Genomic DNA, 22,178 nt, shown 5'->3' on the forward strand with positions numbered 1-22,178 from the left:
CTCCTGGTCAGGGGGTGATCGTGAACGGCTTCGGCTTGAGTCCGGCGACGCACTCGGTGTCGACGGCGGTCGGGTCGGTGAGGAAGGAGGCGAGGACGCGCTGGGTGCAGGGCGACTGCGGGGTCACCCAGTGGCCGATTCCGGGAATGCGCACCACGGTCGCGTTGGGAAGCGTCCGGGCCGCGTACCGTCCCCAGCGCGCCCCGGTCTTGGCGTCGAACGTGCCGGAGATGACCAGGGTGGGGACGGTGCTGCGGGTCGGCACGCGCTGGGAGGCCGTGCGGTCCGGGACGTTCCACGTCTCGCAGACCTCGCTCTGGTAGGGAAGTTGCGGCGCCTGGGCGAGGACCGAGTCCGGATATCCCGGGAAGGCCCGGCGTCCCGCGTCCAGCAGATCGGCGGCCGACGTCCCCGGCACCCACTCGCTGCACGCCACGCTCTCCGTCAGGCCGTAGGCGAAGTCACCGACGACGGGGGTCGAGCCGGCCGCGCGAGCTGCCGCGAAACGGTGTGGATCGCCGTGGGCCAGCTCGTCGATGGCGGCGGGCACGTCGACCGAGGGGACCGCGTTGCCGACCAGGAGGTTCACCAGCGCACCACCGTCGAGGACGACCTTCACCGCCTGCCCGCCGCCCGGCGGTGCCGCCCGCAGGGTCAGCGGATCGGCCTCCAACCTCCGCACCTGCTGCGCCAGCGTACGGGCGAGGTCCGGGTACCGGCGGTCGCAGGCCGGCTGATCGTGGCAGGCTCCGAGAATCGTGTTGATCCCCTCCTGGGCGCTGCTCCAGGTCCACGGGAGGCTCACGATCTGCGGGGGTACGACCGAATCGATCGTCACCGTTCGGATCCCCTCGGGGTGCTCGCGCAGGAACGTGAGCGCGAGGTCGGTGCCGTAGGAGTACCCGTACACGTTCCACCAGGAGATCCCCAACGCCGTGCGCAGGTCGGCGAAGTCGGCGGCGTTCTGTGAGGTGTTGTAGGCGCTCAGGTCGATCCCGCCGGCCGCGAGGCGTTGCCGGCAGTCGCCCATCGCGCGGACCAGCAGCCGCTTCGTCGACGCCGCGTCGTAGCGCAGCCCCACCGCGCGGGCGTAGAAGCGGTCCACCTCCGGGCAGGCAAGGTTCGGCTGCGAATAGAGCGTCCCCCGCTGGGCCATGATGATCAGGTCGCGATCGCGGTTCAGCCCGGCGTCGACGAGGAACTGCGCGTCATCGATCGCGTCGCTGCCAGGACCACCGGTCAGGTGAACGACGGGATCCGGGGCCGGCGTCGAGGAGACGGCCGGGATGATCGCCACCGCCAGTCTGATGGTCGGGCCGTCAGGTCGGGTGCGATTCTCGCGAACCGTCAGCAACCCGCACCGTGCGTTGGCCAGCGCCGGAATCGGCTGCGGGGTCCTCGGGCACGGGCCCGGCTCGAAACGCGGCGATCCCGCCGATCGCGCGCCCACGGCGGGCGCCGATGCGGCTTCGCTCGCAGGTGCGCCGGCCAACAGGGTCAACCAGCATGCCACGACGGCTGCGGCTCCCCTGAGCGCAGGGCGTCCGGTTCTGCCGCCCGCCGAGGCGGACGGCAGTGCACAGCCGCGAGTTCTCTGCTTTCCCATGCGCAATCCGCTCCTCAGCCGAACGTCCGGCTGACGGAGCCGAACCACGCAGTGCATACGGTCCACAGCGTGCCTGCCCAGCAGCCTGACCGCGCGAGGTGCTACGCCGGACAGGGGCACACAGCTCAGGGCTGCGCGGCTCAGTGGGCGGTGCTGGGTTTGGTCCCGGTGATCAGGCGTTCACGGTCGAGCGATCGTGGCCGGGGGATGAGGACGGGGATCAGCATCAGGAACATCAGCCCGAGGCCGACCTGGTTGTCCAGCTTCTGGCTGCCCGCAGCGGCCTTGCTCGCCAGGATGGTGGTCGTCGGTGAGACGAGGAAGAACACCGGCAGGACCGCCATCGTGAACAGGATGAGGCGGTTGCGCCGGAACTCGTTGAGCTCCTTGTGGACGACCGCAGCGATGCGGGTGGTCGTGCTGCTCATCGCGATCCGCCTTCCTGGTCCTCGACCAGTACCGGGCTGCGCGGCCCCGGTGGCGGGTGAAGACTGGCTGTCAGGTGGACCGTCTGCCTGAACGCCGAAAGGGACCATGCTTCTCGGACTTGTCACCTCCCTGTTCGCCACCCTCTGCTACGGCTTCGCCTCCGTCCTCCAGGCCCGTGGCGCGCAGACGATGCCCGAGGAGGACCGGCCCGGCCTGCGCCTGCTGGCCCGGGTGGCGCGCTCCCGGCTGTTCCTGCTGGGGACGGGCCTGGACATCCTCGGCTTCGGGCTGGTCGTGGTCACCCTGTACCGGCTCCCGCTGTTCGTCGTCCAAGCGGTGACCAGTGCGAGCCTGGCGGTGACCGCAGCGGGGGCTGTCTGGCTGCTCGGGGGCAGGCTGGCCCGGCGCGACCTGATCGGCATCGCGGCCGTGGTCGCGGGCCTGGCGATGCTGGCGCTCAGCTCGGGGCCCGAGGGCAGCAGGCGAGTCGGGACGGAGTTCAAACTCACCTTGCTGGCCGCGACCGCCGCCGTGCTGCTGCTCAGCCTCCCGCTGGCGCACCGGCGTGGCAACGCCGTGGCGGCGGCCCTCGGGCTGCTCGCCGGGTTGGGCTTCGGCGCGGTCAATCTGGCGGTGCGGGTGCTGGACCACTCCTCCCTGGTGGCCATGGCCACCGATGCCGCGACGTACGCGCTGATGATCGGCGGCCTCGGCGGCTACCTCTGCTACGCCCTCGCCCTGCAGCGGGGCTCGGTGACCATCGCGACGGCCGCCGTGGTCGTCGGCGAGACCCTGGTGCCGGGGCTGATCGGGGTGACCCTGCTGGGGGACCGGGCGCGCCCCGGGTTCGGCTGGTCGGCGGTGCTCGGCTTCGCCGTCGCGGTCGGCGGCGCGCTCGTGCTGTCCCGGTTCGGCGAGATCGAGCCCGCCCGGCCGCGGCCGGCGGCCGGCGGCTCGCGGCCGCGCGGACGATCAGCCTCCGTGCGACGGTGGCTACGTACGGATGCCAGGGACGGCATGGGCCAGGACGGGTGAGGTGGAGGGCATGACGAAGGACTCGGAGGCCGACGGGCGACCGGTCGTGCTGGTGACCGGTGCGTCGTCCGGCATCGGAGCCGCCACCTGCGCACGGCTGGCCAGGGTGGGCTGGTACCCGCTGCTCTCCGGTACCGACACGGTCCGGCTGGCCGAGATCGCGCGTCGGACGGGTGGCACCGCGCTGCCCGGCGACCTCTCGGAGTCCGACGGGCCGGAGGAGCTGGCCCGCCGTGCCCTCGCGGTGTCCGGGCGCGTCGACGCGCTGATCGCCAACGCGGGCGTCGGCTGGCGCGGACCGTTCACCGGGATGCCACTCGACCGGCTCAACCACATGGTCGCGCTCAACCTGACCGCGCCGCTGCGGCTGGCCCGGGTCCTGCTGCCCGGGATGGTGGAGCGCGGCAGCGGGTGCCTCGTCCTGACCGGCTCGATCGTCGGCCGCCTCGGCGTCCGGGAGGAGGCCGTGTACTCGGCGACCAAGGCGGCGCTGGGCATGTTCGCGGAGAGCCTGCGCTACGAACTGCAGGGCACCGGCGTCCGGGTCCGGCTGCTGCTTCCCGGAGTGGTCGACACGCCGTACTTCAGCCGACGCGGCACCCCCTACCACCGGGATCGGCCGCGCCCGGTGTCCCCGGAGCGGATCGCCGAGGCCGCGCTCGCCCTGCTGACCGGGCGCCGGGAGGAGGCGGTGGTGCCCGGTTGGCTGAGGGTGCCCGAGCGGCTGCACGGCGCCGCGCCCGCGCTGTTCCGCCGCCTCGCCGGCCGGTTCGACTGATGCCCGGCGCGGGCCGGGCCCTGCTCGCCGGGGCCGGCGCCGCCGCCGCGGTGGAGGTGCTCCAGCTGGCCCCCGCCGCCGGCCGGCTCGGGGTGGTCCGGCGCAGCGTCTGCCGGGGGCTCGCCGGGTACGGCAGCCCGACGCATGTGGCGCTCACCTTCGACGACGGGCCCGATCCGCGGAGCACGCCGTACTTCCTGGCGGCGCTGGACGAACTGGACGTGCGGGCCACGTTCTTCCTGCTCGGCAGCATGCTCGACCGGGCCCCCGGTCTCGGGCGCGAGCTGGTCGAGCGCGGCCACGAGGTCGCCGTGCACGGCTGGTACCACCGACAGCCGTGGTGGCCGCACCCCGCCCGCGACCGCGCCGAACTCCGTCGCACCGCCGAGGCCGTCACCGCGTACTGCGGGGCCCGGCCGCGCTGGTACCGCCCCCCGTACGGCGTACTGACCAGCGGGCTGCTCGGGGCCGCCCGGCGATCGGGGCTGCGGCCGGTGCTGTGGACGGGCTGGGGCCGGGACTGGACGGCCCGCGCCTCGGCGGCCTCGGTGTACGAGACGCTCCGCCCCGAACTGCGGGGCGGGGCCACGCTGCTGCTGCACGACTCGGACTGCACGTCGGCGCGGGGTGCGTGGCGCTCGGCGCTCGGCGCACTGCCCTTCGCGGTGGAGCACTGCCGGGAGCGCGGCCTGGAGGTCGGCCCGCTCCGCGACCACGGCCTGACTTTCTGAGCTCGCCCTACCCGAGGAGAGGATCGAGGGCCGCGGCGAAGGCGGTCTCCCAGGGGGCCCGGGACGGGGCTTGGCTGGGTACCGGGGCGGTGTCGGCCAGGGCGGCGAGGGCGGCGAGGGCGTTGCGGACGACCTCGTGGGGGCGGGCCGAGGTGACCTCGGCCCGGCCGAGTTCCAGTTCGTGTTGGAGGTTGTCCCGGCCGTGGCCCTGGACCACGTCCAGGAGGAGCAGTCGGCGGCCGAGGCCGCGGGCCTCGCTGCAGGTGTCGCCCGAGCTGGTGATCACCAGGTCGGCGGCCGTCATCAGGGCGGGGACGCGCTCGGTGTAGCCGAAGCAGTGCAGTCGGGGCTCGCGGCGTGCGGCCTCGCGGAGCCGGGTTTCGAGCCGCTGGTTGCGGCCCGCCACGGCCAGCACGTGCGGACCGGCCGCAGCCAGCGCGCGGGCGGTCTCGGCAACCGGGCCGAGCCCCCAGGCGCCCGACATCAGCAGGACGCACCGCGCGTCCTGCGGGATCCCGAACTCGGCCCGCGCCTCGGCTCGGGTGGGCGGGGTGTAGAAGCCGGCCCGCAGGGGCGGGGGGACCACCGCGATCCTGGCCTCCGGGCGGTAGCGGCGCACCGCGCAGGCCGCGACCTCGGAGGTGACCAGGAAGAGGTCCGTACCGTCCTGCACCCACAGGCGGTGCGGCGTCACGTCGGTGCAGAAGACCACGTGGACCATCCCGGGCCACCGGGCGCGGAGGCGGTTGACGGCGGACGCCGCGGTCGGGAAGACCGAGACCACCAGCTCGGCCGGCCGGTGGTCCAGCAGCTTGCGTACCTCGGGGACCAACCGGGAGCGGGCAGCCGACTCGGCCAGCATCGCGAGCCGGGTGCCGGGCCGCAGCGCGGAGAAGTGGAAGGCGTCGTAGAGGCCCGGCAGGGCGAGCATCCGGCGGAAGACGGCCTCCCCGGCGGCGGCACCGGCCGGTCCGAGCAGTCCCATCGCATCCACCGTCTCGGTGCTCCACCCCCGGCCACGCAGGGTGTCGGCGCAGGCCTCGGCCATCACGTCGTGGCCCTGGCCGAGGGATCCGGAGAGCAGCAGCGCATGCGGCACGGTGACTCCCGCTCAGGCCTGGGTCGACCGGTACCAGTCGATGTAGCGGCTGACCCCGTCGGCGAACCGGGTGCTCGGCGACCATCCCAGCAGCCGCTTCGCCTTCGCGTTGGAGATCGGCCGGCCGCTGTAGTCGGCGGCGCGGGCCGGGACGTGTTCGACGGTGAGCGGGCCGAGCAGCTCGCTCACCGTGTCGGCGACCTCCCTGATCGACACCGCCGTGTTGCCCTCCAGCGCGAAGGTCTGGTCCTGCGCCGCCGGGGACAGCGCCCGTACGTGGGCCTCGGCGAGGTCCTCGACGTAGACCCAGTTGCGGGTCTGGCCGCCGTCCCCGGCGATGGTGATCGGGTTTCCGGCCAGCGCGGCCTGCACGAAGCGGGCGATGACCAGCTCGTCCCGCATCCGGGGCCCGTACGGGATGCCGTACCGCAGGATCGTGTAGTGCTGGCCGTAGAGGTCGTGGTAGCTGTGCACCGCGAGCTCGGAGGCGAGTTTGCCCGCCACATAGAGGTGCCCGGTGCGGCGGAGGTCGAACGGGACGTCCTCGGTGAGCTCGACATCCGACGCTCCGGTTTCGCTGTGCGCCGCGCCGTACACCCAGACGGTGCTGGCCAGCACGACGCGTGCGCAGCCGCTGCGGCGGGCCGCCTCCAGGACGGACACCGTGCCCTCGACGTTCAGCCGGGTGGTGTGGACGGGATCGGCGGCGACCTGGTCGACGTTGGCCGCCGCGGCGAGGTGGAACACCGTCTCGGCGCCGTCCAGCGCGGCGGTCAGCCCGCGGGCGTCGAGGACGTCGGCCTGAACGTACGCGGCGGCCGGGTTGATCCGGGCCGCCGCGCTGCCGGCCGGCGCGCTGTCGACGACGGCCACCTCGTGGCCTGCCGACAGCAGCCGGTCCACCACATGGGAACCGATGAATCCGCACCCGCCCGTGACCACGGCTCTCATGACGCCTCCTCAGCTGATCAGATCGGTGTGTACGGCGGACAGTGCGGTGAGGACCTGGTCGATCTCGTCGTCCCGCATGTCCGAGTGGACCGGCAGGCAGATGTGGCGGGCGCAGACGTCCTCGGCCACCGGCAGCGGTCCGTCCGCGTACTCGGCCAGCACCGGCTGGTGGTGCAGCGGCAGGTCGTACACCTCTCCGGGCAGGCGCACTCCGAACCGCTCGGCGGTCTCGCGCTTGAACCGCGCGCGGTCCACGCCCTCCGGGAGCAGCACCACGTACTTGTAGAAGTTGCTCCGGCAGCCCGGCGGCTCGACCAGGGGGACGAGACCGGGCAGGTCGGCCAGCGCGGCGGTGTAGCGGTCCGCGACCTCGCGACGGGTCTCGATGAACTCCTTGAGCCGGCGCAGGTGGATCTCGCCGATCGCCGCGTGCACCTCGCTCAGCCGCCAGGAGTAGCCCTCACGGACGTGGTGGTTGGCGTTGAAGGAGCCCTTGCCCTGGTCCCGGTAGACCCGTGCCTCGTCGCGAAGCCGCTCGGAGGAGGTGACCAGCATGCCGCCCTCGCCGCTGGTGGTGACCTTGGTGGCGTAGAACGAGAAGGCCCCGGCGAAGCCGAACGAGCCGGCGAAGCGGCCGTCGTAGGTGCAGCCGTGCGCGTGCGCCGCGTCCTCGATCAGGGGGATGCCACGGTCGTCGCAGAGCTGCCGGATCGCGTCCACCTCCGGTGTGATCAGCCCACCGACGTGGACGAGCAGGACGGCGGCGGTCGCGGGGGTGAGGGCCGCCTCGACGGTGGCCGCGCTCAGCGCGAAGGTCGCGGCCTCGACGTCGGCGAAGACCGGCCGGCCTCCCGCATGGAGCACGGCCGCCGCGGTGGCGTAGAAGGTATTGGCGGGAACCACCACCTCCCGGTCCGCGACGCCCGCGATCCGCAGGGCGATCTCCAGCGCCGCGGTGCCGCTGTTGACGGCGATCGCGTGCGGGACCTCGTGTACGGACGCGAACGCGGTCTCGAACCGCTCGGTCCGGGGCCCCAGGGTCAGCGACCCGTCGGCCAGTATCTCCACGACTGCGTCGGCAACCGCCGACCGGTCGTCCTCCGCGAACACGACTCGCGCGGCAGGTACATCCACGCGGCACCTCCCACGCTCGGTGGATCAGTCACAGCTCAGGATCGGTCATAGCTCAGGATCGGTCACAGCTCAGGGCATCACGTTACCCGGCATATCGGACCAAGCATGAGATATACCCCCAAGAGGGTTGCCGGCGGACTCGTGGTGCTGGTCCTGCACGGATATCGCGTTGTGGGTTCGGGGGCACCGCCCTAAGGTCACCGGCATGTCTCCGTCTCTACGTGTTCCTCTACGACTTCGTATGCGTCAAGCACTGCCCGAAGCGATGCGCGCCCGCGACAAGGCCGCGGTGAGTGCCCTGCGCACCACGCTTGCCGCGCTGGACAACGCCGAGGCGGTGCCCGTCGACGAAGCCGAGCTCCGCGGCATGGCCCTTGAGCAGTCGCCGGTCGGTGTCGGCACCACCGAAGCAGCGCGGCGTGAGCTGAGCGAGCGCGATGTGGTGGCTGTCGTGCGCGCCGAGGCCGTCGAACGACTGGAGGCTGCAGCGCAGTTGAGTGCGCCCGCGCACGCCGAACGGGCCGCGCGGCTCCGCGCGGAGGCCGCCGTGCTCCTTGGCTTGCTCGACGGTCCCGGCCGCGTGTAGGACACCAGGCCCGTTCATGCATGATGACGGGATGAACAGCAGCGTCCAGCGCTTCCACGTCATTGTGCTGTCGAACTTCGCGAAGGGCTTCGACAAGTACGCGTTCGCCTATGGCAAGGCGGGGATTCCGGAGAGTACCTATCCCGACCGGTTCCACCTGCTGGCCCGTGCGGAGTTGGGTATCGGCATCGGCAAGGCGCGACGCCTGTTGGACCGTCTGGCCATTGCGGGCGACCGGCTGCTGGTGCTGGAAACCGCGGTGGACCCCGACAAGCTGGTACCCAACGTGTCGACCGGCCTCGGCATGGAACTGCACGAGGATCGCATCCGGCTGTCAGCCGTCCACGAACTCGACCAGGTAGGCGATGAGTTCACGCTGCGCCCGACCACCGTCGAGGACGCGATGGCGGCTTCCCTGCACCTGCACCTGGACCTGGACCTGCACGGATCGGCACAGCGTCGCTACGCCGACCTGCGACCGCGCTCGGTTTCGCTTCTGCCGGTCGCCTCCGCCTGCCAGGCCCGGTGTTCGTTCTGCTTCTCCGCGGCTTCGATCTCCACCGACCAGGCGCCGGCACGGGTCCCGTGGGACGCGGTCGCCCACTGGCTGGAGCGCGCCCGTGCGGCGGGTGCCGAGCGTGCGGTGATCACCGGCGGCGGGGAACCCACACTCATACCGTTCGAGCAGCAACTGCGGCTGGTGTCCGCCTGTTCGGCGGCCTTCCCGAAGGTCGTCCTGATCACCAACGCGCACACCCTGGCGAAGGGCCGGCACACTGACCGGGCCGGCCGACTGGCAGCCCTGAGCGCCGCAGGCCTGAGCGTGCTGGCAGTCTCCCGCCACCATCACGACGACGACGCCAGCGAGCGGCTGATGATGCTGCGCACGCCGGTGGGCTCCGTGATCGACACCTGGCGCGTGGAACGTGACCGCTGGCCGGGGCTGCGGATGAGGCTGATCTGCGTGCTCCAGCACGGCGGCGTGGCCGACGCGACCGGCGTCGCCGACTACCTTTCGTGGGCCGCGGCTCTCGGTGTCGAGGAAGTCTGCTTCAAAGAGCTCTACGTCTCCACCAGCACCGAGTCGCTCTACTTCGACCGCGCCGCCAACGTCTGGAGCCGGGAGCACCAGGTCTCGCTCTCCGTCGTCACCCGGTTCGCCGCGCAGCACGGCTTCGAACTGGCGAGCCGCCTGCCCTGGGGCGCACCGGTCTACCACGGCAGCTGGGACGGCCGACCGATGCGGATCGCCGCCTACACCGAGCCCAGCCTGCTCTGGGAACGCACCAGCGGGATCGCACGCAGCTGGAACGTCCTGGCCGACGGACGCTGCTACGCCTCCCTGGAGGACCGGGCCAGCGAGATCGTGCCGGAAGGCGCAGCGGCATGAGGTTCGACGAGTTCCAGGAATTCCGGCAGCGCCAACTGAGTGCTGTCCCGTCGCTGCTGGACGCCGCCGAGACCAATGTGTACCGGGCGCTTGCTCCGCTGCGACCGCAACCGCCGGGACCGCAACCGCCGGCCGACCTGAGCACGGTGTACCGGTGCGACCTCGCCCGTGCCTGGCTGCGGCGGTTCGAGCTGCCGGAGGAGTGGTCCGGCCGCGCCATGGTCTGTCGAGGGGTCCGTCACGGGCTCGGCGTGGTGTTCCACTGGCTGCGCGCCGTGCAAGCGCGGTTGTGGCTGCCCAGCGACGTGTACCCGGTGTACTTCGAGCTGGCCCGCGCCGCGGGCCTGGCGCCCGCGTCCTACCCGACGCTGCCGGCGCCGGCCCTGCCGGGCTCGCCGGGCTCGCCGGGCTCGCCGGCGGACGACCGGCCCGAATACCTGCTGCTCGCCAACCCCAGCAAGCCGCTCGGCCGGTACCTGTCCGACGCCGAGTGCGCCGCGGTGATTTCGTGGCTGCGGGAATCACCGCACCGCCGGCTGCTGATCGACAGCGTCTACGACCTGGGAGCCCCGTTCGCCGCCGGCACGCGGCGATTGCTGGACACCGGTCGCGCGGTCCTGCTGCATTCGGTCACCAAGGGATGGCTGTGGCCACGCACCTTCGGCGTGGTCCTGCTGGGTCCGGCGGAAGCCGAACTGGCCGAAGCGTTCCGGGCGGATCCGCCGACGCCGGCACAGCTGAGGCTCGCCGACCGTCTGCTGACCGAGCACCGTGACGTGCCCCGGCAGGTCGTCGACGAACTGGCCGCACGGGCTGAGCGGTTGTTCGAACGGTTGCCGGACGAGGTGCTCGGGGCGATTCCCATGGCGAGCCGAACGTGTCCCGGCAACTACTTCTTTCCGGTGGAGATCCCGGCGCAGACGCTCCAGCGCGAGTACGGCCTGCTCGCCATGCCGGTCAGCGTGTTCAGCGTGTTCGGGGAGAGCCGCTGGTCCGGCTCCATCCTGACCAGCCTTGCCGACGCTTTCGGCCCGACGTCGCGGTGACGAGCCGCACCGGGCGGTGACGAGCCGCACCGGCGCGGGCGTCGAGGTGCGGCGCCGTCACATGCCGTGGTCCGTGCCGGTGCAGGCGTCGAGGTAGCGGGCGGCGGCGAAGTGCTGGCCGTGGTCGGGGAAGTACCACTCGACCGCCCGGTACGCCGTCCGGCCGCTGCACGTCCCGAGGTCGAACGCGACGACCTCGGCCTTCTCCGGGGTCCCGGTCGCGACGCTCTGCCCGGGGCCGACGTATTCGGCCGTGCCGGTGCCGGTGGCCGACGAGCCGCCCCAGGACGACCAGGTCAGGTGCTCCACGAGGCCCGTCGGGTCGCCACCGTTGAAGACGGTGGCGGGCCGCGCCTGGCCGTATCCCTGCTGGTGCGGTGCCCACGACGCGCCGAGCACGGGCACCGTCGCCGCCCCGGCGGAAGTGGCGGTGGCGGTGGAAGTGGAAGTGACCGGGGCAGCGGCCGTGGCGGTGTGCGGCGGCAGCGGCCGCGCTGGGCGCTGCGTCCCGGTGGCGGCGGGGAGCGCGGTTCCCCCGGGCACCACGCCGCCCGGCGCGACACCGGCCGACGACGTGCCCGGCCCGGCACTCGGGGCCACGGTGGTCGGATCGCAAGCGACCGTCGCTGCCAGCAGCAGACCGGCCAACGAAGCCTTCGCCGCCAGTCCCACCGCTCTGCGCACCGTTCCGTCCAGACTTCTCATGCGTGGCTCCTCCTCGAACATCCGGACCGCCCCTCACGGCCGGCCCCGTCCGCTCAGAGGCAGAAACAGCGGTTCCCGGTTCCCACCCGTCGGGTTGCACGGAAGCGCACGGCGGCGCGCGGCGGCGGCCTCGCGCCGCCCTGACGCAAAGGGTGTTCACCCCGCGAAGAGGTGTGCGGAGGAGGCGATGAGGAGCAAGACGAGCGCCAGGGCCCCGACCGTGCGGGCGGCCTTCACCGACCAGGGTGTTCTCTCCTCCTGCACATTCCAGCGGTCCTGCGCGGAGGAGACGGGACCGGTCGGCGTCAGCGCCGTGTCCAGGTCCAGCCCCAAGTCCTCAAGGCGGTGGCGCAGTTCCGTGCCGCCTCGCTGAGCCGCCAGCACGGCGCTGACCAGAGCGTCGAGTTCTCCCCGCTCCAGCGCTGGGCAGTCCGCCACGACTGCGGCACCCCACTCGACGCGCCAGGTCGCCTGGCCGTCCGCGACCAGCAGCCGCTGGATCAGCGCGGCGGTGGCTTCGGCCAGCCAGCGTTCGCCCTCCCGCGGGGCCATCCGGCGCCCGAGGGCGGCCTCGCGCTGCACCAGCTGCTGGCGACGGCTTCCGACAGACTGGAGGACCAGGCTTGGTGGCACTCCCGCGAGAATCTGCTCAGCCGGCGCCACGCGTGAGACCGCTCGCAGCAGTCGGTCCACCTGGCGGGCCGATGCCGACTCCCCGACCGATGACAGCCACTGCGGCCAGGGCGTGGTCCGCAGGCAGCCGGCGGCGGGGAGGGCCTCGGCTCGTGCCCACGGTGTCCGGGCGAGCAGCGAGGCCAGCTCCAGGGCATCGTCGAGCGGCTTGGGGGTGGGTTCGCTGCCGCTCGGCGCGTCGGTCGGCTCGCCACGGCGCAAGCGCTCCGCCCGCTCGGTCAGACTCGGGTGCGGGTTCGGCCCGTCCTTGCGTGCGAAGGGCAGCGGAGCCTCCCGGAAGGCGTGCAGACCTTGCCGGTAGTGGGGCTGGTCCACGACGGCCGCGAAGGCCGCGAAGGGATCGTCCGGGATCACTCCCATGGCCAGGCTCGGGTGCAGGAGCCGCAGGCTGAAGTCGTGCCATGCACGGTTCGCGGCGTGGTAGGCATGCAGCGCTCTCAGCATCACCTCCGTGCCGACGACCTTCACCGCCGCACGGTCGGCAGCGAACTCGTGCTCGCGGCGTGCCGGCAGCACCGTGTGGTGGTAGACGGCCGCGAAGAGGAGCAGCGGACCCAGTGCGATCCGCTGGCACCTGCGCAGCATGCCGGTGGTCCTCAGGTCGGCCCGGGCCTGGCGCAGGGTGACGTCCAGCGCGTGCGAGGCCCGGATCGTCAGCGCACTGAAGCGGGTGTGCCGGGCGGCGTCGTGACCGAGTTCATGGGCCAGCACCGCTCGCAGCTCGTCGGCGTCCAGCATGATCATCAAGGGCACGCCGACATACAGGAGCCGCTCGCCACCCAGCAGTCCCAGCAGGGCCGTCCGTTCGACGGCCGCCGCGTTCGCGTCCATGATCAGGCGGACCTGGGCGGGCGGCCTGGCACCGATCCGCTCCGCCGACTCGTCGACCATGCGCCACAGTGCGGGGGCCTCCGCGCGGCTGAGCGGGAGCGAGTCCTCGCGCACCGGGGCCAGCGGCAGGACGGACCGCACCACATTGCCCACGATCAGCGCGGCGATGCTCAGGGCGGCCGGCGCGGCGTAGAACACGAACATGTACAGCCCTGTATCGAGGGCCACTCGGACGTTTCGCAGGCAGAAGAGGCCGAACCACAGCAATCCATAGGCGACCACCACGGAGGAGAGGTACCAGCTGAACAGGATGACCAGGCCGGCCAGAGCCCGCATTCTCGCCATCAAGCCGCTTCGCCGTCTTCCCCGCCCTGCTTGAGCGCCTCGATGACCGTGTCCGCGTACAGCTCGGCCGTGCCCGCGTCCGCGCCGCTCCGGCGAACCGTTGAGAGCACGCGGGAACGGATCTCCAGCAGTTGGGCCGACGACAGGGGCGCCGGCTGCTTCGGGTGCCTGCGCAGGCGCCTCCACCACGCGTGCAGACCGCTCTCGATCACGACGCCCATCGCCGCATGCGCCACCATCAGGGCGAGTTCGGTGGCCTCGGGGGTGATGCTGTCGAAGCCGAAACCGTTGACCCCTTCGCGGCTGGCCACGTCCGCGGCGGCCCGCTCGTCCCAGGCGGCCGCGTGGGCATCGAAGCCGGCGAGCTCGTCGGGCACCAGCCGTTCGGGCGGCAACTTCTCCAGAACGGCTCGCGCGAGGCGCATCGACATCGGATCGCTCCAGTTCTCTAGGTCAACTACCTTTCACAGTAGGCCAATCAGGGGGTTGGCGAGGTGGAATCGCGGCTCCCGGCGCCGTGCAGCGGCCGCTGGAACGTCTGGACGCCCGCAGGTGAGTCCTGATCAGCTGACGGTGACGACGATGGTGTGCCAGCCGGTGGAGCCGCTGGGGAACGGCGGGAGGCGGGTCTCCGGCTGGACAGCGCCGGTGCCGTCGGTGGCGCGGACCTCGATTCGGTGGGTGCCCGGCGTGGCGAGCCAGTCGTAGGTCCACTGGCGCCACACGTCACTGCCGTCCGCGTCCGCGAGTTGGGCCTGCGCCCAGGCCCCGCCGTCGATACGGACCTCGACCGCCTCGATACCCCGATGGGTGGCCCAAGCCACACCGGCCACGGTCACCGGCCCGGTGGTCAGTCGAGCGGACCCCTGGGGCACGTCGATCCGCGAGGCCGTCTTCATCGGGCCGTAGCGGTCCCAGCCGCGGCGGACCCAGTAGGGGTCGAAGGCCGCGAAGGTGGTGAGTTCCAGGTCGACCACCCACTTGGTGGCGCCGGCGTAGCCGTAGAAGCCCGGGACGAGCATCCGGCACGGGAAGCCATGCACGACCGGCAGCGCCTCGCCGTTCATCGCCACAGCCAGCAGCCCCTCGCGTCCGTCCAGGACGGCCTCGAGCGGGGTGCCGGTGGTGAAACCGTCCGCCGACCGGCCCACCAACTGGTCGGCGCCCGCGCGTACGCCGGCCATCCGCAGGAGACCGGCCAGTGAGGCGCCGATCCATCGGGCATTGCCGACCAGCGGGCCGCCCACCTCGTTGGACACGCAGGAGAGCGTCAGGTCGTGCTCGTCCAGGGGCTGGTGGAGCAGGTCGTCGAAGGACAGTTCGATCGGCCGGTCGACCATGCCGCGGATCCGGAGCGCCCAGCTGCGGGGATCCACCTGCGGCAGCACCAGGGCGGTGTCCACCCGGTAGAAGGCGTCGGTGGGGGTGAAGAAGGGGCTCAGGCCCGCGACTGCCGGGTGCGCCGCAGGCGGGACCGGGGCCGCCCGGTGAGTCGGCGTCGGGATGCGCACGGCCGCGCGGGCCGCGCTGACGTCGTACCGGCTGGAGAGCAGTGCGCGCCCACCGAACCCGGCCAGCGCGGCGGCCGCCGCGCTGCCGGCGCCGACGGCCACGAACCCACGGCGGCTGCGGGCCTCGGCGGGCGACGGCGCGGGCGCGCCGCCCTCTGCTTCGGCTGCTTCGGCTGCTTCAACTCCTTCGGCTGGCTCGGCTGGCTCGGCTTCGGCGGCCTCGGGTGGCCAGCCCCGCCGGTAGAGGAGAACCAGCAACAGCATCGCCGCCGTACCCGCGAGCGCGCCCGCCACCGACGGCCACATCGCCGAGATCCCGGCCCCCGGACGCGTCGTCGCGGCAACCGCCCCCATCGCGCCAAAGCCCACCACGATCGCGGCGCCGAGCCAGGGCCGTCGCAGCGCCTGCGTCCCGGCCACCACGGCGATCGCACCCAGCAGGATGAGGATGCCCGCCAGCAGCACCGCCTTGTCGCTCGTCCCGAACGAGCGGATCGCGTAGTCCTGCGTCGACGTCGGCGTCAGGTCGATCACGGCCGCCCCCACCGCCACCACCGGCACACTGCCCGGACCGGTGATGACGGCGAACAACTCACCGACACCGATCGCCACGCCAGCGGTGATCAGCCCGATCACACCGCCGACGGCAACCTGCGCGAGCCACGGCAGCACCCACCACCGGATCACTCCCATAGGTGACTACTCGGCGTCGCACCGCATGAGCCTGAGGCAGTTCCACTCTTCGGCCCAATGCCCGCTGAGGCACGCCGCTGCCAGGCCGGATCCCCGTCCCGTCAGGTTTCCCGTTCGGCTGAGGGTTTCGTGTCGCAGCTCAGCCCTTGAGCTCCTCGCAGAGGTTGAGGAACAGGTCGAGGTTGGGGATGTCCTGCGCCGAGCCGGGCCCTGCGGCGAGCAGGCTGTTGTGGCCGTCGAAGATGACGAAGCCGTTGTTCGTGTGGAACGAGGCGATCTCCGACCACGCCACGGTGCGCTTCTTGTCCGTCAGGCCGTGGCGGCTGGCGCTGAAGGGGCCGAAGGCCACCGTCTCGCCGCGCACGATGCGGGTGAGCACTCCCGGCAGCTGCGCCCGGGTGATGCCGCGCAGCATGTAGTCGCCCCAGTCGCCCGGGTACTGGAACGGTGCGCCACTCGTCAGAGAAGTGATGCCGGCCTGCTCCTTGTGCCGGTTGAGGAACGGCCGGGTGCCCAAACCGATGTTGAGGGCGCAGCCGTTCGGGTCGATCAGGGTGTAACGGGCATCCACCAGTCCGCCGTTGACGGTCCGGTAGTACCGCAGTGCCCGGGTGGTCGCCCAGTCGTACGCGACCTCGAACCCGTCGGTACCCGTCACCACCAAACCACCGGTGTGGACGTACAGCCGCCACTCCCGCCACTTCCGCTGCTTCCAACCCTGCTTGGAGGCAAAGGTCCTGACCCAGTCGCCGAGGCCGCGACGGCTGGCAAGCGCGGCGGCGGACGTGGTGGGCTGTTCGGAGAACACTTCATCCATATCCATGCGGTTGACCCCCCCTGTTCGTATGGAGATCACGGTAGTTCAGTCGCGGCGGCCATCGGAAGGGGCTCTGCATGCCCGTCACCGACGCACCCGTGGCCGCGTTGGTTGATCGCCCAGCGATCCGGGGCACAGACGCCCAGGCGCACCTCCGATAGCATCGGCTGGTCCTCTGAGGGAACGAGCTGTCCAAGTGAGGGGGTTGGAGGCTTGTGATGGCCACGGGGGGTACCGGCCGGCGACGGTCGGGAAGCGGGCTGACCGGCGTGCTGATCGTGGTGGTGCTGGGGGTGCTGCTCGGTTTGCTGTTCGTGGCGAACAAGAGCGACGGAAGCGCGCGTGGCACCGGGCATGACCCGGCGAACGTCTTCCTGCCGAAGACCGTCGAGCAGAAGCACCAGGTGGATTCACCCCCGGACTCGCAGGGATGGCCGAGCAGGGCCAGGCTCCCCTCCGCCGGGCTGCTCGGCCTTCGCCAGAGTGTCTATGGCGACGCCCCGGGCACGCCCGGCGTCTGGGTGGTGATGACGGCCCCCAATGAGCACGATCAGGCAGGCTCGTGGCTCGCCGCCAACGCCCCCTCCACGGACGGCAGCACGGTCACCCACCCGCAACTGCGGATCGCCGGCGCCACCGCGTGCTACCAGGACCAGCACGACAGTCGGACCACGTGCACGTGGTACGACGAGAACCTCTTCCTGCTGGTGGCCGGACCCGCCGACGACGCCGTCCAGCAGGTGCTGCTGCGGGTCTATGACGGCACCGAGCACTGACCTTCGAACCGGTTGGTCCGCCCGTCCGCGTCCCGCAGCACCGCCTTCTTCAGCGTCGCTCCCCGGAAGTCCGCGCCCGGGAATCGGGGGCAGACCAGCGAGGTGCCGGTCGGGTCGGCGGAGCCGAAGTACGCCGCCGGCGTGAAGGACAGGTCGTCGAGTACCGCGTGGCCCACGCGTGCCGTGCGTCGAGACCGCCGATCGTGCAGGGGCCGGTGACCCGGGCGCGCGAGATGTCCAGGAAGGACCAGTCGGCGCCCAACGTCTCGGCCCGCACCGTCGCGCCCGCGAGGATCGTGTGGGTGTCCCGTACATGGTCGAAGGTCGGCGGACGAGAACCAGGTGAACGTCAGATCGGTCTCGCAGAACATGGTTCCGGCCAGGACGGCCCCGTGCAGAAGGGTGGAGTTGTACACGAAATGCCGCACAGGCGCGCCCGCAGCTGGTGCTCGGGCGCGGGTGCGGCGCCGGCCGGGTGGACGCCTTCTCGGTGATTCCGATCCTTCGAACCGGCCTTCTCCATAGGATCGCTGAGGTCTCATCAGAGATCTGTCCTGATACCCGGCATTCAGCATGCCTTCACCTGGGGGAATCTCACTCATGTCCAGACAGCTCCGGTGCGCCGTCTCCGCTCTCGCGCTCGCCGTGGCCCTCGCCGTCACCACCGCTCCCGCGCAGGCCGCCGGCTACCCCGATGCCCCCTGCGGCACCGTCACCGCCGCCGACAGCACCCTCGCCGCCCAGCTCAACCCCACCCTCACCGGCACGCTCGCCGCTGCGATGACCGCCAACCGGGTGTCCTGCGCGCAGACCATCCTCAGCACGGTGCGCGCCCGCGGGCTGTCCGACCAGGCCGCGGTCATCGCCGTGGACACCGCGATCACGGCGTCCGAGCTCGACCCGGCACTGCTGAACGGCACCAGCGCCGGCCTCTACCAGCAGGCGGACACCGCCGGCACCCAGACCCAGCGGCTCGACCCCGCCTGGTCCACCGGCACCTTCCTCGACGCCATGCTCGCCACCTACCCGAACTCCATGTGGCAGACGATGGCGGTCGGCGACGTCTGCTCCGGCGTCCAGCACTACCCCTTCCCCGGCCCCTGCAACGCGCAGGCGGCCGACGCCCAGCTCATCATCAACGCCCTCAACGGCCAGGCCGGCACCACCCCGCCTCCCTCCCCCGCCGCGAACAATGCGAACACGGTGCACCTGGTGAACATCACGCCGGACGGCGGCCTGCACTTCACGGAAGGCGACTACGCAGCCGGCTCATGGGCGGGCTGGAACGACCTGGGGGTGGGCGGCGTGAAGGCCGTCACCAGCGCCGCCACCGGCTCGGTCAACCGGATCTTCATCATCGGCGGCGACAACAACATCTATGAGAACGACGGCGATTACGCCGCCGGCACCTGGTCCGGCTGGCAGCGGCTGGCCGGCGCGCCCCAGGTCACGTCGATCGCCGCGTCCAGCTTCGGCAGCAGGGTCCACCTGGACGTCGTCGAGACGGACGGCCGCCTGTACAACTCGGACAAGGACTTCCCCGGCGGCCAGTGGAACGGCTTCAGCCTCGTCGGCGGCAGCAACCTCGTCAAGGTCGCCTCCGCCTCAACTGCCAACAACGTCAACCACATCTTCGCCCTCGATGCCGGCAACCGGCTGTGGGAGGTCGACGCCAACTACGCGGCCGGCACCTGGGGCAATCTCGCGGACGCCGCCGGCGGCTTCCAAGGCATCGACGTCACCGCCGCCGCCTACGGCGACACCGTCCACCTGGACGCGATCGACACCAACGGCACCCTCTTCAACACCGAGGGCGACTACGACAAGGGCACCTGGAACGGCTGGTCCGCCGTCAACGGCGCCACCGGCCTCAAGCACGTCACCAGCGCAACCTCCAGCGTGACCGACGTCAACCACATCTTCGCCGTCAGCAGCAGCAACAGCCTGATCGAGATCGACGCCGACTACAACGCCCGCAGCTGGAACTCCTGGGCCCAACCCGCCGGCGGCGCCAACTCCATCGGGGCCACCGCCTCCTTCACCCACTGACGCACCCTCATACCACCGGTCTCTCACCCTGCTTGGGCCCCTCGCCACACCTGCGGCAAGGGGCCCAAGCCTCGCCGGGGCCGGCAGCGGGTGTGAGGTCAGCGGATCTGACGGCGGACCAGCTCGTGGAACACTCCGTCCGGGTCGGCCAGCAGCTCGGTCGGCGGCCCCTGCTGGATGACGCGGCCCTGCGACATGACGATCACGCGGTCGGCGTCCATGACGGTGGACAACCGGTGAGCGATGACGATGCGGGTCGCGCGAAGCTTGCGCGTGCTGGCGATCACGATGCGCTGGGTTTCGTTGTCCAGCGCACTGGTGGCCTCGTCGAAGAAGAGCACTCGCGGGCGCCGGATGAGGGCCTGGGCGATCATCAGACGCTGTCGCTGCCCCCCGGAGACGGTGCCGCCGCCGTCGGAGAGCACGGTGTGCATGCCCATCGGCATGAGCTTGATGTCAGCGGCCAGGCCTGCCATCTCGGCCGCTTCCCAGGCCTCTTCCAGGGAGAACGGTTCGGCGCCGCAGATGCTGTCCAGGATGGAACCGGTGAACGGCTGGGCGTCCTGCAGGACGACACCGCACTGACGGCGGACGGCTGCCTGGTCGAGGGCGGCGAGGTCCTGGCCGTCGTAGAGCACGCTGCCCGAGGTCGGCCTGTCGAAGCCGATGAGCAGCCGGAGCAGGGTCGACTTGCCGCAGCCGCTGGCTCCGACGACAGCGACGAACTCGCCCGGCCGGACCTGGAACGACACGTCGTCGAGAACCAACGGCCCGTCCTCGGCGTACCTGAAGGCGAGCTGCCGCACCTCGATCCCGCCGGCCAGCGTGCCGGGTTGGGCACTCCCGCCGCGGACCTCCGGAACCTCCTCGAGCACCGGCTTGATCTGCTCGAACATCGGCAGGACGGCGGCAGCCGAGATGAGCGCGCCGGTGAGCTGCGTCGCCGAGGTCAGCATCATCGTCACAGCGGTGTTGAAGGTGAGGAAGCTGCTCGCCGACAGGCTCCCGCGGGCCGGGCCGGCGAGCAGCACGAACATGAGGAGCGCGCAGAAGGGCAGATAGACCGCGTTGAGCACCGTGATCAGGTTCTTGATCCGGCCGACCCGCTGCTGCAATTCGCGACTTCGGGCGAACTCCCGTGCCCAGGCGGCGTAGGCGAAGCTCTCCGCCGCGGCAACGCGCAGCTTGGGCAGTCCGCGCAGCGTCTGGAAGGCCTGGTTGTTGAGCTTGTGGTTGAGTTTGAGCAACCGACGCTGCCAACGAAGCTGCCACAGGCCCAGGCCGAGGAAGAGCGACGCGATGACGATCAGCAGGGCGATCGCGGCCAGCGCCAGCAGCGGGCTGTAGCAGAGCAGGAGAACGAGGTTCACCGCGCCGACCGTTGCGGCCTGGACGGTCACCGAAGTGATGCCGGACAGCACGCGGCGTATCGCGCTGATGCCCATGGCCGCGCTGGCCAGTTCGCCGGTGGAGCGCTCAGCGAAGAATCTGGTCGGCAGGCGCAACAGCCGGTCCCACACGGCCGGTTGGAGCGTGGCCTCGATCCGCCCCTCCAGGCGCAGGATGGAGATGTTCTGCAGCAGCATGAATGCGGCGGAGACGATGGTGGTGGCCACGACCGCCAGGGCGGTCTGGACGATCAGGCCGTTTTCGCCCTGCGGTACGTAGCTGCCGAGCACCTGTCCGGTCGCGATCGGCACCAGGGTGCCGAGGCCGACCGCGACCAGGCCGCCCAGGATCAGGTTGCGCAGGTCGGCGCGGGTGCCGCGCACGCTGAATCCGATCAACCGCCAGGCGGACAGGGCCTGTTCGGGCAGCGGTCGGTAGAACATGACAGCGCGGGGTTCGAACAGCTCCGCGTTCGCCGCGTCGATTCCGGTCCGCCTGCCACTGACGGGCTCCACCGCCTCGTACCGGCCGCGACGCCACAGCAACGCGACCGGGGCAGCGCCGGCGACCCGGTGGCCTATCAGGGGGCCGGTGTTCTCCCGCCACCAGCGCCCACTCAACGTGACCGCGCGGGTGCGAAATCGCGAGCTCAGGGCGATGCGCTCGACCGGGTTCGTCCGGTCGTCCGGCGAGCCGGCCACCGCGGGCGCCGAGATCTTGATCCCGGCTGCCTCGGCCACCCTGCGGCAGGCGGCGAGTGTCGCGTCCTCGCCTCCCGCGCCGCGGCTGGTTGCGGCTCTCCCCGACCTGGCGGACCGGTTGACCTTCGCGGACCTGTCGGACCTGTCGGACCTGTCGGGCGACTCGATCGAGGCCAGCAACGCCTGATCCGCGTGCGCGCGGACGGCCTCGCCGGCCTTGATGCCGGCGGCGGTCCGGTCCTCGTGTGCACGATCCAGCTGCTCGATCCAGCGGTCCAGCGCGAACAGCAGCCGCGACTGCTGGTCGACCAGGCGCTGCCACATCGCGCCCGCGATGAGCAGGTCCCAGGCCGCCTCCTGGCTCCCCGGGGCACCGTACTGCAGGCTGCCGGGATCCACCGACATCCAGAGGATGTCCTCGTCGGCCGGCTCGTACGCGCCCACCGGCCTGTCGGAGCCGGGAGTGGGCATGTCGAACAGGACGCGCAGACCGCGTCCGATGCCGCGGGCGAACGCGTCCTCCAGCTGGTACTGGTGCTGAACTTGATGCTGGTACTCGTACTCGGGCCGGAACAGCTCCCTGAGCTGGATCCGGTGCAGCACGCATCCCTGCGAAGGCCTGCCCACGAGGGTGTGTTGCGGGCCGTCGGCCGGCCCGAGCAGCAGGGTCCCCGTCTCGAGCCGGCCGAGGTAGTGCCAGCGGCCCTGACTGACGGCGTCGACCGCGAAGAGGTCCAGCGCGCCGTCCGCGACCAGCCAGAGCACCTGGGGCCCCTCCAGCCGCAGGCTGCGCGAGCTCGCGCAGTCGACCCGGGTGCCCAGGCCGCCCAGAGCGCTGACCACCAAGTCGCCGGTGGCCGACGGATGGTGAACGAAGGTCATG

Annotated in this window: 21 protein-coding genes; 9 read left to right on the plus strand and 12 right to left on the minus strand. The window is 71.6% G+C overall.

What is annotated here, in order from left to right; genetic code table 11:
• Positions 1–7: 7 nt before the first annotated feature.
• On the minus strand, positions 8–1,297 hold the full coding sequence (locus tag P3T34_RS02570) for an alpha/beta hydrolase (protein WP_280664310.1): 1,290 nt from the start codon (positions 1,295–1,297) through the stop codon (positions 8–10).
• Here P3T34_RS02570 and P3T34_RS02575 point away from each other — a divergent pair.
• Positions 1,287–1,640 carry a hypothetical protein gene (locus tag P3T34_RS02575; RefSeq protein WP_280664311.1) on the plus strand — a complete coding sequence of 118 codons (354 nt, stop codon included), beginning with the start codon at positions 1,287–1,289 and terminating at the stop codon, positions 1,638–1,640. The two genes, P3T34_RS02570 and P3T34_RS02575, sit on opposite strands and share 11 nt — an antisense overlap.
• Before the next feature lie 106 nt (positions 1,641–1,746).
• On the opposite strand, the gene P3T34_RS02580 is transcribed toward P3T34_RS02575, so the two are convergent.
• Complete coding sequence (locus P3T34_RS02580; protein ID WP_280664312.1) at positions 1,747–2,034, minus strand: hypothetical protein; 288 nt, start codon at positions 2,032–2,034, stop codon at positions 1,747–1,749.
• A 106-nt stretch (positions 2,035–2,140) separates the two neighbouring features.
• Between P3T34_RS02580 and P3T34_RS02585 the strand changes: the two genes are divergently transcribed.
• Genes P3T34_RS02585 through P3T34_RS02595 form a run of 3 tightly spaced genes read left to right on the plus strand, consistent with a single transcriptional unit; the run spans position 2,141 to position 4,579 of the window.
• Positions 2,141–3,070 carry a hypothetical protein gene (locus P3T34_RS02585; protein WP_280664313.1) on the plus strand — a complete coding sequence of 310 codons (930 nt, stop codon included), beginning with the start codon at positions 2,141–2,143 and terminating at the stop codon, positions 3,068–3,070.
• 10 nt (positions 3,071–3,080) lie between these two features.
• Complete coding sequence (locus P3T34_RS02590) at positions 3,081–3,848, plus strand: SDR family NAD(P)-dependent oxidoreductase (RefSeq protein ID WP_280664314.1); 768 nt, start codon at positions 3,081–3,083, stop codon at positions 3,846–3,848.
• Positions 3,848–4,579 carry a polysaccharide deacetylase family protein gene (locus tag P3T34_RS02595; RefSeq protein WP_280664315.1) on the plus strand — a complete coding sequence of 244 codons (732 nt, stop codon included), beginning with the start codon at positions 3,848–3,850 and terminating at the stop codon, positions 4,577–4,579. Before P3T34_RS02590 ends, P3T34_RS02595 begins: the two co-directional genes overlap by 1 nt.
• A gap of 7 nt (positions 4,580–4,586) precedes the next feature.
• Here the strand turns inward: P3T34_RS02595 and P3T34_RS02600 are convergent, their stop codons facing one another.
• Genes P3T34_RS02600 through P3T34_RS02610 form a run of 3 tightly spaced genes read right to left on the minus strand, consistent with a single transcriptional unit; the run spans position 4,587 to position 7,763 of the window.
• Complete coding sequence (locus P3T34_RS02600; RefSeq protein ID WP_280664316.1) at positions 4,587–5,678, minus strand: hypothetical protein; 1,092 nt, start codon at positions 5,676–5,678, stop codon at positions 4,587–4,589.
• 12 nt (positions 5,679–5,690) lie between these two features.
• Positions 5,691–6,629: an NAD-dependent epimerase/dehydratase family protein gene (locus P3T34_RS02605; protein WP_280664317.1), complete on the minus strand. Its 939-nt coding sequence runs from the start codon at positions 6,627–6,629 to the stop codon at positions 5,691–5,693.
• 9 nt (positions 6,630–6,638) lie between these two features.
• Positions 6,639–7,763 carry a DegT/DnrJ/EryC1/StrS family aminotransferase gene (locus tag P3T34_RS02610; protein WP_280664318.1) on the minus strand — a complete coding sequence of 375 codons (1,125 nt, stop codon included), beginning with the start codon at positions 7,761–7,763 and terminating at the stop codon, positions 6,639–6,641.
• 265 nt (positions 7,764–8,028) lie between these two features.
• Between P3T34_RS02610 and P3T34_RS02615 the strand changes: the two genes are divergently transcribed.
• From P3T34_RS02615 to P3T34_RS02625, 3 genes are read left to right on the plus strand one after another with little or no spacing between them, the layout of a single operon-like run.
• Positions 8,029–8,349 (plus strand): hypothetical protein, encoded by a 321-nt coding sequence (locus tag P3T34_RS02615; RefSeq protein ID WP_280671786.1) that lies wholly within the window; start codon positions 8,029–8,031, stop codon positions 8,347–8,349.
• A 31-nt stretch (positions 8,350–8,380) separates the two neighbouring features.
• Complete coding sequence (locus tag P3T34_RS02620; protein WP_280664319.1) at positions 8,381–9,739, plus strand: radical SAM protein; 1,359 nt, start codon at positions 8,381–8,383, stop codon at positions 9,737–9,739.
• Positions 9,736–10,785, plus strand: a complete 1,050-nt coding sequence (locus P3T34_RS02625) for an aminotransferase class I/II-fold pyridoxal phosphate-dependent enzyme (RefSeq protein ID WP_280664320.1) — start codon at positions 9,736–9,738, stop codon at positions 10,783–10,785. The genes P3T34_RS02620 and P3T34_RS02625 overlap by 4 nt, the downstream gene beginning before the upstream one ends.
• 57 nt (positions 10,786–10,842) lie before the next feature.
• Here P3T34_RS02625 and P3T34_RS02630 read toward each other — a convergent pair whose 3' ends face one another.
• From P3T34_RS02630 to P3T34_RS02650, 5 genes are all read right to left on the minus strand, one after another.
• Positions 10,843–11,490 carry a hypothetical protein gene (locus P3T34_RS02630; RefSeq protein ID WP_280664321.1) on the minus strand — a complete coding sequence of 216 codons (648 nt, stop codon included), beginning with the start codon at positions 11,488–11,490 and terminating at the stop codon, positions 10,843–10,845.
• Between the two features lie 156 nt (positions 11,491–11,646).
• A complete protein-coding gene (locus tag P3T34_RS02635; protein ID WP_280664322.1) occupies positions 11,647–13,359 on the minus strand; it encodes a M48 family metallopeptidase in 1,713 nt (570 codons plus the stop codon).
• Positions 13,359–13,790, minus strand: a complete 432-nt coding sequence (locus tag P3T34_RS02640) for a hypothetical protein (RefSeq protein WP_280664323.1) — start codon at positions 13,788–13,790, stop codon at positions 13,359–13,361. The genes P3T34_RS02635 and P3T34_RS02640 overlap by 1 nt, the downstream gene beginning before the upstream one ends.
• A gap of 132 nt (positions 13,791–13,922) precedes the next feature.
• Entirely contained in the window at positions 13,923–15,563 is a 1,641-nt protein-coding gene (locus P3T34_RS02645) for a molybdopterin-dependent oxidoreductase (protein ID WP_280664324.1), read from the minus strand.
• A 139-nt stretch (positions 15,564–15,702) separates the two neighbouring features.
• Positions 15,703–16,386 (minus strand): DUF6585 family protein, encoded by a 684-nt coding sequence (locus P3T34_RS02650; protein WP_280664325.1) that lies wholly within the window; start codon positions 16,384–16,386, stop codon positions 15,703–15,705.
• 212 nt (positions 16,387–16,598) lie between these two features.
• On the opposite strand from P3T34_RS02650, the gene P3T34_RS02655 reads away from it, so the two are divergent.
• Positions 16,599–17,156: a hypothetical protein gene (locus P3T34_RS02655; protein ID WP_280664326.1), complete on the plus strand. Its 558-nt coding sequence runs from the start codon at positions 16,599–16,601 to the stop codon at positions 17,154–17,156.
• On the opposite strand, the gene P3T34_RS02660 is transcribed toward P3T34_RS02655, so the two are convergent.
• Complete coding sequence (locus P3T34_RS02660; protein ID WP_280664327.1) at positions 17,135–17,332, minus strand: pentapeptide repeat-containing protein; 198 nt, start codon at positions 17,330–17,332, stop codon at positions 17,135–17,137. The two genes, P3T34_RS02655 and P3T34_RS02660, sit on opposite strands and share 22 nt — an antisense overlap.
• A gap of 424 nt (positions 17,333–17,756) precedes the next feature.
• On the opposite strand from P3T34_RS02660, the gene P3T34_RS02665 reads away from it, so the two are divergent.
• Entirely contained in the window at positions 17,757–19,205 is a 1,449-nt protein-coding gene (locus tag P3T34_RS02665) for a hypothetical protein (protein ID WP_280664328.1), read from the plus strand.
• Between the two features lie 98 nt (positions 19,206–19,303).
• On the opposite strand, the gene P3T34_RS02670 is transcribed toward P3T34_RS02665, so the two are convergent.
• A complete protein-coding gene (locus P3T34_RS02670; RefSeq protein ID WP_280664329.1) occupies positions 19,304–22,177 on the minus strand; it encodes an NHLP bacteriocin export ABC transporter permease/ATPase subunit in 2,874 nt (957 codons plus the stop codon).
• Position 22,178 lies beyond the last annotated feature (1 nt).

The organism is Kitasatospora sp. MAP12-44, assembly GCF_029892095.1.
Lineage (GTDB): Bacteria > Actinomycetota > Actinomycetes > Streptomycetales > Streptomycetaceae > Kitasatospora.

Excerpts from the sequence above, each read along its gene's own strand:
- P3T34_RS02575 (WP_280664311.1), top strand. The coding sequence starts at position 1,287 with ATGATCGCCACCGCCAGTCTGATGGTCGGGCCGTCAGGTCGGGTGCGA.
- P3T34_RS02580 (WP_280664312.1), bottom strand. The coding sequence starts at position 2,034 with ATGAGCAGCACGACCACCCGCATCGCTGCGGTCGTCCACAAGGAGCTC.
- P3T34_RS02585 (WP_280664313.1), top strand. The coding sequence starts at position 2,141 with ATGCTTCTCGGACTTGTCACCTCCCTGTTCGCCACCCTCTGCTACGGC.
- P3T34_RS02590 (WP_280664314.1), top strand. The coding sequence starts at position 3,081 with ATGACGAAGGACTCGGAGGCCGACGGGCGACCGGTCGTGCTGGTGACC.
- P3T34_RS02595 (WP_280664315.1), top strand. The coding sequence starts at position 3,848 with ATGCCCGGCGCGGGCCGGGCCCTGCTCGCCGGGGCCGGCGCCGCCGCC.
- P3T34_RS02605 (WP_280664317.1), bottom strand. The coding sequence starts at position 6,629 with ATGAGAGCCGTGGTCACGGGCGGGTGCGGATTCATCGGTTCCCATGTG.
- P3T34_RS02615 (WP_280671786.1), top strand. The coding sequence starts at position 8,029 with ATGCGCGCCCGCGACAAGGCCGCGGTGAGTGCCCTGCGCACCACGCTT.
- P3T34_RS02620 (WP_280664319.1), top strand. The coding sequence starts at position 8,381 with ATGAACAGCAGCGTCCAGCGCTTCCACGTCATTGTGCTGTCGAACTTC.
- P3T34_RS02625 (WP_280664320.1), top strand. The coding sequence starts at position 9,736 with ATGAGGTTCGACGAGTTCCAGGAATTCCGGCAGCGCCAACTGAGTGCT.
- P3T34_RS02630 (WP_280664321.1), bottom strand. The coding sequence starts at position 11,490 with ATGAGAAGTCTGGACGGAACGGTGCGCAGAGCGGTGGGACTGGCGGCG.
- P3T34_RS02635 (WP_280664322.1), bottom strand. The coding sequence starts at position 13,359 with ATGGCGAGAATGCGGGCTCTGGCCGGCCTGGTCATCCTGTTCAGCTGG.
- P3T34_RS02640 (WP_280664323.1), bottom strand. The coding sequence starts at position 13,790 with ATGTCGATGCGCCTCGCGCGAGCCGTTCTGGAGAAGTTGCCGCCCGAA.
- P3T34_RS02645 (WP_280664324.1), bottom strand. The coding sequence starts at position 15,563 with ATGGGAGTGATCCGGTGGTGGGTGCTGCCGTGGCTCGCGCAGGTTGCC.
- P3T34_RS02650 (WP_280664325.1), bottom strand. The coding sequence starts at position 16,386 with ATGGATATGGATGAAGTGTTCTCCGAACAGCCCACCACGTCCGCCGCC.
- P3T34_RS02655 (WP_280664326.1), top strand. The coding sequence starts at position 16,599 with ATGGCCACGGGGGGTACCGGCCGGCGACGGTCGGGAAGCGGGCTGACC.
- P3T34_RS02665 (WP_280664328.1), top strand. The coding sequence starts at position 17,757 with ATGTCCAGACAGCTCCGGTGCGCCGTCTCCGCTCTCGCGCTCGCCGTG.
- P3T34_RS02670 (WP_280664329.1), bottom strand. The coding sequence starts at position 22,177 with ATGACCTTCGTTCACCATCCGTCGGCCACCGGCGACTTGGTGGTCAGC.